This is a genomic window from Pseudomonas sp. NFACC05-1, assembly GCF_900100135.1.
Classification (GTDB): Bacteria; Pseudomonadota; Gammaproteobacteria; order Pseudomonadales; family Pseudomonadaceae; genus Aquipseudomonas; species Aquipseudomonas fluorescens_Q.
This window is the reverse complement of record NZ_FMTR01000023.1, coordinates 64,488-75,644: the sequence shown is the minus strand read 5'-3', so window position 1 is coordinate 75,644 and position 11,157 is coordinate 64,488. Positions and strand designations below refer to the sequence as shown.

Sequence of the window (11,157 nt, the reverse complement as noted above, 5' to 3'; positions counted from 1 at the left end):
CAAAAGCACAAAAGCACAAAAGCACAAAAGCACAAAAGCACAAAAGCACAAAAGCACAAAAGCACAAAAGCATCCCGGTCGACCAACCCGTTTGCTCTTGAAATTGACACTGATTCGAGGCATTCCCTTAACCCACGCCGTGCCCAATTCCCGGGGTGGGAGCTTGCTCGCGAAGGCGTCGGTACATTCATATCAATGCCAGCAGACTCACCGCCATCGCGAGCAAGCTCGCTCCCACAAGGTATTGCGGTGTAATCAGACAATCGGCAATAAAAAACGCCGCTTGGCCTTTCCAGGACGAGCGGCGTTTTTTTACGCGTGGCGCGGGTGAAGATTACTCTTCGAGGCTACCCATGGCGGTGGTGTTGAAGCCGCCGTCCACGTACATGATTTCACCGCTGATGCCCGACGCCAGGTCCGAGCACAGGAAGGCGCCGGCGTTGCCGACTTCTTCGATGGTGACGTTGCGACGCAGCGGGGTCTGCGCTTCGTTGGCGGCCAGCATCTTGCGGAAGTTCTTGATGCCGGAAGCGGCGAGGGTGCGGATCGGACCTGCCGATACGCAGTTGACGCGGGTGCCGTCCGGGCCCAGGGAGCCGGCCAGGTAACGTACGCCGGCTTCCAGGGAGGCCTTGGCCATGCCCATGACGTTGTAGTTCGGCATGGTGCGCTCGGCGCCCAGGTACGACAGGGTCAGCAGGCTGCCGTTGCGGCCTTTCATCATTTCGCGACCGGCCTTGGCCAGGGCCACGAAGCTGTAGGCGCTGATGTCGTGGGCAATGCGGAAACCTTCGCGGGTGGTGGCTTCGGTGAAGTCGCCGTCCAGTTGGTCGCCCGGGGCGAAGCCCACGGAGTGCACGATGCAGTCCAGGCCATCCCACTTCTTGCTCAGTTCTTCGAAGACCTTGGCGATTTCTTCGTCGCTGGCCACGTCGCACGGGAAGCACAGCTCAGGGCTCGAGCCCCAGCCTTGTGCGAATTCTTCGACACGACCCTTGAGTTTGTCGTTCTGATAAGTGAAGGCAAGCTCAGCGCCCTCGCGATGCATGGCGGCGGCGATGCCGGATGCGATGGACAGCTTGCTGGCGACACCGACGATCAGTACGCGCTTACCGGCGAGAAAACCCATGTGTTGCTCCTCTTTCAGGTTATTCGGCAGTTGTTGGGGCCAGGAAGGCGGCCTCCAGCAACTGCTGTGTATAGGGGTGCTGCGGCGCGGCGAATATGCTGCGGGCATCACCTTGTTCGACCACTTGGCCATGCTTGACCACCATCAACTGGTGGCTCAGCGCTTTGACGACAGCCAGGTCATGGCTGATAAACAGGTACGTCAGGTTGTACTTGGTTTGCAACGACCGCAACAGCTCCACCACTTGGCGTTGCACGGTACGGTCCAGGGCCGACGTCGGTTCATCCAGCAGAATCAACGCCGGCTTGAGCACCAGGGCCCGGGCAATGGCGATACGCTGCCGTTGCCCTCCGGAAAATTCATGGGGGTAGCGGTTCCGGGTTTCCGGGTCCAGGCCTACCTCCTTCAATGCCGCGATTATCGCTTGTTCCTGTTCGGCTTCGGTGCCGATCTTGTGGATCCGCAGGCCTTCGCCGACGATCTGGCTTACACACATCCGTGGGCTCAGGCTGCCAAACGGGTCCTGAAACACCACTTGCATCTCCCGGCGTAGCGGCCGGACTTGTTGCTGCGTCAGGCTGTCCAGCTGCTTGCCTTCGAAGCGGATCCCGCCCTGGCTGCCGATCAATCGCAGGATTGCCAGCCCCAGGGTGGATTTGCCGGAACCGCTTTCGCCGACGATACCCAGGGTCTGGCCCTGGGGCAGGCTGAAGCGGATACCGTCCACGGCCTTGATGTAGTCTACCGTGCGCTTGAACAGGCCTTTCTTGATCGGGAACCAGACTTTCAGGTCCTCGACCTGCAACAGCGGCGGGCCGACGACGTTACTCGCCGGGGTGCCGCTGGGTTCGGCGCCCAGCAGTTCCCGAGTGTACGGATGCTGCGGTGCGCGGAACAACTCTTCGCACGATGCCTGTTCGACGATGCAACCGCGCTGCATGACACATACGCGATGCGCAATTCTTCGCACCAGGTTCAAATCGTGGCTGATCAGCAGCAGCGACATGCCCAATCGCGCCTGCAATTGCTTGAGTAATTCGAGGATTTTCAGCTGGACGGTGACATCCAGCGCGGTGGTCGGCTCGTCGGCGATCAGCAGTTCCGGCTCGTTGGCCAGGGCCATGGCGATCATCACCCGCTGGCGCTGGCCGCCGGACAGCTCGTGGGGCAGGGCTTTGAGGCGCTTGTGGGGCTCGGGAATGCCGACCAGTTCCAGCAACTCGAGGGTCCGGTGGGTCGCGACCTTGCCGCTCAGGCCCTTGTGGATGCCGAGCACTTCATTGATCTGTTTTTCAATGGAGTGCAGCGGGTTGAGGGATGTCATCGGCTCCTGGAAAATCATCGCGATCCGGTTGCCGCGGATATGACGGATGGTTTTTTCCTTCAAGCCCAGCAAATTCTGGCCGGCATACTGGATGGTCCCGGTGGGGTGATGGGCCAGCGGGTAGGGCAGCAACCGCAGGATCGAGTGGGCGGTGACTGATTTGCCCGAGCCGCTTTCACCCACCAGGGCCAGGGTTTCGCCGCGCTTGATATCGAAACTGACCCCCTCGACCACACGTTGGCGGCGTTCGCCAACAATGAACTCCACCGCCAGGTCACGCACTTCGATCAGATTATCCTGGTTCATTTCATTTCCTCGGATCGAAGGCATCGCGAGCGGACTCGCCGATGAACACCAGCAGGCTCAGCATCACGGCCAGCACGGCGAACGCGCTGATGCCCAGCCATGGCGCCTGGAGGTTGGATTTGCCCTGGGCCACCAGCTCCCCCAGGGACGGTGCGCCGGGCGGCAGGCCAAAGCCGAGGAAATCCAGGGCGGTGAGGGTGCCAATGGCGCCGGTGAGGATGAACGGCATGAACGTCATGGTCGAGACCATGGCGTTGGGCAGGATGTGACGGAACATGATCGCGCCGTTCTGCATGCCCAGTGCCCGCGCCGCGCGGACGTATTCCAGGTTGCGCCCGCGCAGGAATTCGGCACGGACCACATCCACCAGGCTCATCCAGGAAAACAGCAGCATGATGCCCAGCAGCCACCAGAAGTTGGGCTGGACGAAACTGGCCAGGATGATCAGCAGGTACAGCACCGGCAGCCCGGACCAGATTTCCAGGAAGCGTTGGCCAGCCAGGTCCACCCAGCCGCCATAGAAGCCCTGCAGGGCGCCGGCGATCACGCCGATGATCGAGCTGAGCACGGTCAGCGTCAGGGCAAACAGTACCGAGATGCGGAAGCCATAGATGACCCGGGCCAGGACATCGCGGCCCTGGTCATCGGTGCCCAGCCAGTTCACGGAAGAGGGCGGTGCCGGGGCCGGGACCTTCAGGTCGTAGTTGATGCTCTGGTAGCTGAACGGAATCGGTGCCCACAGCACCCAGGCGTTCTTGGCCGCCAGCAGTTCACGGATGTACGGGCTCTTGTAGTTGGCTTCCAGCGGGAATTCGCCGCCGAACGTGGTTTCCGGGTAGCGCTTGACGGCCGGGAAGTACCAGCCGTCGTCGTAATGCACCACCAGCGGCTTGTCGTTGGCGATCAACTCGGCGCCCAGGCTCAGCCCGAACAGGATCAGGAACAGCCACAGCGACCACCAGCCACGCTTGTTGGCCTTGAACAGTTCGAAGCGGCGGCGATTGAGAGGGGACAGGTTCATCTCAATGCTCCCGGCTTTCGAAGTCGATGCGCGGATCGACAAAGGTGTAGGTCAAATCGCCGATCAGTTTCACCACCAGTCCCAGCAAGGTGAAGATGAATAGGGTGCCGAACACCACCGGGTAGTCGCGGTTGATCGCCGCTTCGAAACTCATCAGGCCCAGGCCGTCGAGGGAGAAGATCACTTCCACCAGCAGGGAGCCGGTAAAGAAGATCCCGATGAATGCCGAAGGGAAACCGGCGATCACCAGCAGCATGGCGTTGCGAAAGACGTGGCCATAGAGCACCCGGTGGCGGGTCAGGCCCTTGGCCTTGGCGGTGACCACGTATTGCTTGTTGATTTCGTCGAGGAAACTGTTCTTGGTCAGCAGGGTCATGGTGGCGAAGTTACCGATCACCAGCGCGGTCACGGGCAAGGCCAGGTGCCAGAAGTAATCGAGGATCTTGCCGCCCATGCTCAATTCGTCGAAGTTGTTGGAGGTCAGTCCGCGCAAGGGGAACCAGTCGAAATAGCTGCCGCCGGCAAACACCACGATCAGCAGGATGGCGAACAGGAACGACGGGATCGCGTAGCCGACGATGATGGCCGAGCTGGTCCAGACGTCGAAATGGCTGCCGTGCCGCGTGGCCTTGGCGATCCCCAGCGGGATCGACACCAGGTACATGATCAGCGTGCTCCACAACCCGAGGGAGATGGACACCGGCATCTTTTCCTTGATCAGGTCGATGACTTTGGCGTCGCGGAAGAAACTGTCGCCGAAGTCCAGGTGGGCGTAGTTCTTGATCATGATCCACAGGCGTTCGGGTGCCGACTTGTCAAAGCCGTACATACGCTCGATTTCCTTGACCAGCGCCGGGTCCAGGCCTTGGGCGCCGCGGTAGGAGGAACCGGCCACCGACACTTCGGCACCGCCGCCGGCAATGCGGCTGGTGGCGCCTTCGAAACCTTCGAGCTTGGCGATCATCTGCTCCACCGGCCCGCCGGGCGCGGCCTGGATGATGACGAAGTTGATCAGCAGAATGCCGAACAGGGTCGGGATGATCAGCAGCAGTCGCCGAAAAATGTAAGCCAGCATTTCGTTACTCCACGCTCGCAGGGGCGGCGATTTGCTGCTCGATGACCTGCTTCTCTACTTCATCGGCCGGCTTGACCTCCGGCTTGACCCACCAGGTGGTGGTGCCGATGTCATAGGTCGGCGTGATTTTCGGATGGCCGATGTGGTTCCAGTAGGCCACGCGCCAGGTCTTGATGTGCCAGTTCGGGATCACGTAGTAGCCCCATTGCAAAACCCGATCCAGCGCCCGGGCGTGAGCTACCAGGCTCTTGCGTGAATCGGCGTTGATCAGTTGTTCCACCAACTGGTCAACGGCTGGATCCTTCAGGCCCATGGTGTTGCGGCTGCCGGGTTTGTCGGCGGCGGCCGACATCCAGAACTCGCGTTGTTCGTTACCCGGTGAGCTGGATTGCGGGAAGCTGCCCACCACCAGGTCAAAGTCCCGGGAGCGTACACGGTTGACGAATTGGGAGACGTCGACCCGACGGATGATCAGCTCGATGCCCAGGTCGCTCAGGTTGCGCTTGAACGGCAGCAGTATCCGCTCGAACTCGGTCTGGGCCAGCAAAAACTCCAGCACCACCGGTTTGCCTTGGGCATCGACCATCTTGTCGTCGACGATGCGCCAGCCGGCCTCTTGCAGCAATTGGTAGGCCTTGCGCTGCTGGTCGCGGATCATGCCGCTGCCGTCACACATCGACGGCTGGAAGGCGTCGGTGAAGACCTGTTCGGGAATCTTGCCGCGCAGGGGTTCGAGGATCTTCAACTCGTCTTCGCCGGGCAGCCCGGTGGCGGCCATCTCCGAATTCTCGAAATAGCTGCGGGTGCGGGCGTAGGCGCCGTTGAATAGCTGCTTGTTGGTCCACTCGAAGTCCAACAACAGGCTCAAGGCCTTGCGCACCCGTACGTCCTGGAAGATCGGCCGGCGCAGGTTGTAGACAAAACCCTGCATGCCGGTGGGGTTGCCGTTGGGGATCTGTTCCTTGATCAATCGGCCTTCGGTCACGGCCGGGATGTTGTAGGCGTTGGCCCAGTTCTTGGCGGTCATTTCCAGCCAGAAATCAAACTGCCCGGCTTTCAAGGCCTCGACCGCGACGGTGTTGTCGCGGTAGTAGTCGGTCGCCAGTACGTCGAAATTATAAAAGCCGCGATTGACCGGCAGGTCCTTGCCCCAATAGTCCTTCACTCGCTCATAACGGATCGAGCGTCCGGCCTTCACTTCAGCGACTTTGTAGGGGCCGCTGCCCAGGGGGATCTCCAGATTGCCCTTGCTGAAGTCGCGCTCGGCCCACCAGTGTTTCGGCAATACCGGCAGTTGGCCGAGAATCAACGGCAGTTCACGATTATTGATGTGCTTGAACTTGAACAAAACCTTGAGCGGGTCTTCGGCGATGACGTCGGCGACGTCGTTGTAATAGCCGCGAAACATCGGCGCGCCGTCCTTGGTCAGGGTCTGGAAGCTGAAGACCACGTCTTCGGCGCGTACCGGATGGCCGTCGTTGAAACGGGCTTCGGGGCGCAGGTAAAAGCGCACCCAGCCATTGTCCGGGGCTTTCTCGATTTTTTCGGCGATCAGGCCATATTCGGTGAACGGTTCGTCCAGGCCCTGCTTGGCCAGGGTGTCGTAGATCAAGCCGATGTCATCGGCCGGCACGCCTTTGCTGATGAACGGGTTGAGGCTGTCGAAGCCCCCAAAACCGCCCTGGCGGAAGATTCCGCCTTTGGGCGCGTCCGGGTTGACGTAGTCGAAATGCTTGAAGTTGGCCGGGTACTTCGGCGGCTCGTTGTACAAGGTCACGGCATGCTGCGGCGCGGCGCAGGCCAGCCCGGTGAATAACAGGCTGCTGGCCTGCAGGAGCAGGGCGCGTAAAGGCTTCATTGATCTTTCTCCGAAGATTTCAGCCACCATGCGCTCAGGCCCAGGGTGTAGGGCGGCGTGGTGACGAAGGCGAACCGGTTTCGATAAGCCAGGCGATGATAATTGAGATACCAGTTGGGAATGCAGTAATGCTGCCACAGCAGCACGCGATCCAGCGCCTTGCCGGCGGCGACCTGTTCGTCGCGGGTCTGGGCGGCGAGCAGCTTTTCCAGCAGATGGTCGACCACTGGGTTGGCGATCCCGGAGTAATTCTTGCTGCCCTTGACCCCGACCTGGCTGGAGTGGAAGTACTGCCATTGCTCGAGACCCGGGCTGAGGGTCTGGCTCAAGGTCAACAGGATCATGTCGAAGTCGAACTGGTCAAGACGCTGCTTGTATTGGGCTCGGTCCACCGTGCGCAGCCGGGCCTGGATGCCGATGCTGGCGAGGTTCTCGACGTAGGGTTGCAGGATGCGCTCCAGGTTCGGGTTCACCAGCAGGATTTCGAAGCTCAGGGGCTGGCTGTCGGCGTTCAGCAGGCGTTGGCCGTTGAGGTTCCAACCGGCTTGCTTCAATAACCCCAGGGCTTTACGCAGGGTTTCCCGGGGAATGCCGCGACCGTCGGTCTTGGGCAAGCTGAAGGGTTCGGTGAGCAGTTTGGCCGGCAATTGTTCCCGGTACGGCTTGAGCAGCAGCCATTCATGGCCCACCGGCAGGCCAGTGGCGGAAAACTCGCTGTTGGGGTAATAACTGAGGGTGCGCTTGTAGGCGCCGCTGAACAGGGTGCGGTTGGTCCACTCGAAATCAAACATCAGCCCCAGGGCTTCACGTACCTTGACTTCGGCAAACGTGCCGCGCCGGGTGTTCATGAACAGGCCTTGGGTCTGGGTCGGGATCTGGTGGGGAATCTGCGCCTTGATTATGTCGCCGCGCTTGATCGCCGGAAAGTCATAGCCATTGGCCCAGTTCTTGGCCTGGTGTTCGATGTAGATATCGAACTCGCCAGCCTTGAAGGCTTCGAAGGCAACTTCGCTGTCACGATAGAACTCCACGTCCATGCGGTCGTAGTTGTACTTGCCGCGATTGACCGGCAGTTCCTTGCCCCAGTAATCCTTGACTCGTTCGAACACCAGCTGGCGGCCTGGTTGCACTTTGGTGATGCGATACGGCCCGCTGCCCAGGGGCGGTTCGAAGGTCGTCGCCTTGAAATCGCGGTCTTTCCAGTAATGCTGGGGCAACACCGGCAGTTCCCCCAGGCGCAGGATCAGCAGCGGATTGCCCGCGCGCTTGAAGACAAAGCGGATTCTCCGTGGGTTGAGAATGTCGACCCGTAGCACTTCCTGCAGGTTGGTACGGTATTGGGGGTGCCCATCCTTGAGCAGGGTCCTGTAGGAGAACGCCACGTCATAGGCGGTGATGGGCACGCCATCGTGGAAGCGCGCTTCGGGGCGCAGGTTGAACACCACCCAGCTGCGGTCCTCGCTGTACTCCACCGACTGGGCGATCAGGCCGTAGCTCGACGTCGGTTCATCACCGGACGGTGCGTACTGGCCTGTGCCGACCATCAGTGGTTCGTTCAGCTCATTGATGCCGTATTGCAGGAAATTGGGCGTGGAAACCGGGCTGCTGCCCTTGAACGTGTAGGGATTGAGCGTATCGAAGGTGCCGAATGCCATGACTCGCAAGACACCGCCCTTGGGCGCTTGCGGGTTGACCCAGTCGAAGTGGGTGAATCTGGCCGGGTACTTGAGCGTGCCGAACTGCGCATAGCCATGGCTTTCGCTGATGGTTGCGCTGGCGGGAGAGCTCAAGGCCAGGCTGATCAGGAGCAAGAGGAGGGGACGTATCAAGTCTGAGATCCGATCCAGGCGGCTTGGGCTTTTATGGCCTGTACAGTAACAGCTTGTATCGGCAGGAAAAAGGCGGGGTTCAGCGGGTAGTGTCAGTAAGGTGGTGGATATCGGTAGAGCTCCGAACTTGTGGCGAGGGGATTCATCCCCGCTGGGTTGCGAAGCGACCCCATCCAAACTTCCTTAAACGCCGTGGTGCCTGGCTTTAGGGCTGCTTCGCAGCCCAACGGGGATAAATCCCCTCACCACAAAAAGCTCCTCGGCCACCGCGAGGCTTAGTGCGGGGAGTAGACCGTCAGCATCTGCCCAGGCTTGAGTGCCTTGCCCATCCGCGGGTTCCAGCGCTTGAGGTGCTGCATTTCCACGTTGAAGCGCTTGGCGACGACGTACAGCGAATCACCTTGCTTGACCTTGTATTGGGTCTGCTTCTTCTGGTCCTTGCTGTTGGCGGCCACCACGGTGCTGATGCGCTTGCCACGGGCCTTGCTGGCCTTGGCGTCCTGCATCACCAGGGTCTGGCCGACCTTGAGCTTGTTGCCACTGAGCTTGTTCCAGCGTTGCAGGTCCTTGGTCTGGACGTTGTTGGCCTTGGCGATCTGAGCCAGGTTGTCGCCGCGTTTGACGCGGTAGGTGCGCCTGGCACCTTCCACTTCGCTGTCGTCGGCGGATTCGAAAACCGGCTTGAGCGCGCGCTGGCTGATCAGCTCTTCCGGGCGCATGGTCGACAGGCTGGCGGTCAGCAGCTGGGCCTTGGACGTGGGCACCAGCAGGTGCTGGGGGCCGTCGATGGTGGTGCGTTGCTTGAAGGCGGGGTTGAGCTGGAACAGCTCGTCTTCGTCGATGTTGGCCACCGCCGCGACCTTGGACAGGTCCATGCGCTGGTTGATCTCGACGACCTGGAAATAGGGTTCGTTGGCGATCGGGTTGAGGTTCACGCCATAGGCATCGGGCGAGAGCACCACCTGGGACAGCGCCAGCAACTTCGGCACATAGGCCTGGGTCTCGCTGGGCAGCGGCAGGTTCCAGTAGTCGGTGGGCAGGCCAAGCTTCTCGTTGCGCTCGATGGCGCGGCTGACCGTACCCTCGCCGGCGTTGTAGGCCGCCAGCGCCAGCAACCAGTCGCCGTTGAACATGTCGTGCAGGCGCGTCAGGTAGTCCAGGGCGGCCGTGGTGGAGGCGGTGATGTCGCGACGCCCGTCATAGAAGCGGGTCTGGCGCAAGTTGAAGTAACGCCCCGTGGACGGGATGAATTGCCACAGGCCCACTGCGTTGGCCCGGGAATAGGCCATGGGGTTGTAGGCACTCTCGATCACCGGCAGCAACGCCAGTTCCAGCGGCATGTTGCGCTCTTCGAGGCGTTCGACGATGTAGTGGATGTACAGGCTGCCGCGCTCACCGGCGTTTTCCATGAAGGAAGGGTTGCTGGCGAACCACAGGCGCTGTTGCTCGATACGCGGGTTGACGCCGGCCGTTTCCTGCAACTGGAAGCCCTGGCGCATGCGCTCCCAGACGTCCTGGGGGACTTGAGGGCTGGGTTTCTCGGTGAGCCATACCGGCTTCTGTTTGGCGCGAGCGGCGATATTCGGTGTGTGTGCCGCGTCGGTCTGCGGCAGCTGGCTCGTGCTCTGGCAGCCCGCCAAGGTGGCGGACACAGCCACCGCGATGGCTTGAGCCAAGCGGGTCAATGTGTCTGACTGGACGGACCTGCGTATGGATGACGACATTGGCTGGAAGTAAGTTCCGGGCAAAAATGTCGGCCGATTCTAGGAAGCGCACCCCAACAGGTCAACCTTTCAGAATTTTTGTATCAATCGATAGCTGCCTTAGAACGTATCTTTCCAAGCCCTCAAGGCCGCAAAAACCTCACTCGGCGTCTGGTTTCGCTGGCCGTTCCGTTCGTCTGCTTTTTGTTTAACGGATGTTTCAGTCGTGCGCAGGAACGGATTGGTGAGTTTTTCCAGGGCCAGGGTCGAGGGCAGGGTCATGATGCCTTCGTTGCGTTGCCGGCTGACTTTTTCCAGGCGGGCAGCGACGTCCGGATTGCCGGGCTCCACGGCGGCGGCGAACTTCAGGTTGCTGAGGGTATATTCATGGGTGCAGTAGACCAGCGTATCTTCAGGCAGGGCGGCGAGGCGACTGAGCGAATGGTGCATTTGCGCAGGCGTGCCTTCGAAGAGCCGGCCGCAACCGGCGGCGAACAGGGTGTCGCCACAGAACAACAGGCCATGGTGGTAGTAGGCAATGTGCCCGAGGGTATGGCCAGGCACGGCATAGACATCGAAGTCCCAGCCGAGCACGCTGACCTTGTCGTTGTCATGCAGGGCCTTGTCCCGCGCCGGGATGTTTTCGCTGGCCGGGCCGTAGACGGTGGCGTTCGTCGCATTCTTCAGCGCCTGGACGCCGCCGACATGATCATGGTGATGGTGGGTGATCAAGATGTCGCTCAGGACCCAGCCCGGATGGGTCTCGAGCCAGGCCTGCACCGGAGCGGCGTCACCTGGGTCGACCACGGCGCAGCGCAGGGTGGCGTGGTCCTGTAACAACCAGATGTAGTTATCGGTGAATGCGGGCAGGGCACTGATCTGTATCATCGTGGAATTCGCCAAGCGGAAAAC

8 protein-coding genes are annotated in these 11,157 nt (G+C 60.9%); all 8 read right to left on the bottom strand.

The genetic code is table 11. From position 1 onward, the window contains the following. Positions 1 to 334 precede the first annotated feature (334 nt). Positions 335 to 1,129 (bottom strand): enoyl-ACP reductase FabI, encoded by a 795-nt coding sequence (gene fabI / locus BLO97_RS24980; protein WP_007988438.1) that lies wholly within the window; start codon positions 1,127 to 1,129, stop codon positions 335 to 337. 19 nt (positions 1,130 to 1,148) lie between these two features. Continuing rightward, positions 1,149 to 2,759, bottom strand: a complete 1,611-nt coding sequence (locus BLO97_RS24975; RefSeq protein ID WP_092145957.1) for an ABC transporter ATP-binding protein — start codon at positions 2,757 to 2,759, stop codon at positions 1,149 to 1,151. Between the two features lies 1 nt (position 2,760). Beyond that, complete coding sequence (locus BLO97_RS24970; RefSeq protein ID WP_092145955.1) at positions 2,761 to 3,780, bottom strand: ABC transporter permease; 1,020 nt, start codon at positions 3,778 to 3,780, stop codon at positions 2,761 to 2,763. A gap of 1 nt (position 3,781) precedes the next feature. After that, on the bottom strand, positions 3,782 to 4,855 hold the full coding sequence (locus BLO97_RS24965; protein WP_063320733.1) for a microcin C ABC transporter permease YejB: 1,074 nt from the start codon (positions 4,853 to 4,855) through the stop codon (positions 3,782 to 3,784). Between the two features lie 4 nt (positions 4,856 to 4,859). Then, positions 4,860 to 6,713 carry an extracellular solute-binding protein gene (locus BLO97_RS24960; protein WP_092348741.1) on the bottom strand — a complete coding sequence of 618 codons (1,854 nt, stop codon included), beginning with the start codon at positions 6,711 to 6,713 and terminating at the stop codon, positions 4,860 to 4,862. Beyond that, a complete protein-coding gene (locus BLO97_RS24955; RefSeq protein WP_092145953.1) occupies positions 6,710 to 8,542 on the bottom strand; it encodes an extracellular solute-binding protein in 1,833 nt (610 codons plus the stop codon). The genes BLO97_RS24960 and BLO97_RS24955 overlap by 4 nt, the downstream gene beginning before the upstream one ends. 275 nt (positions 8,543 to 8,817) lie before the next feature. Continuing rightward, entirely contained in the window at positions 8,818 to 10,266 is a 1,449-nt protein-coding gene (locus BLO97_RS24950) for a transglycosylase SLT domain-containing protein (RefSeq protein ID WP_063320736.1), read from the bottom strand. Between the two features lie 99 nt (positions 10,267 to 10,365). Further along, the gene (gene gloB / locus BLO97_RS24945; protein ID WP_092348738.1) at positions 10,366 to 11,133 is read right to left on the bottom strand and encodes a hydroxyacylglutathione hydrolase; all 768 of its coding nucleotides are present in this window, start codon (positions 11,131 to 11,133) and stop codon (positions 10,366 to 10,368) included. Positions 11,134 to 11,157 lie beyond the last annotated feature (24 nt).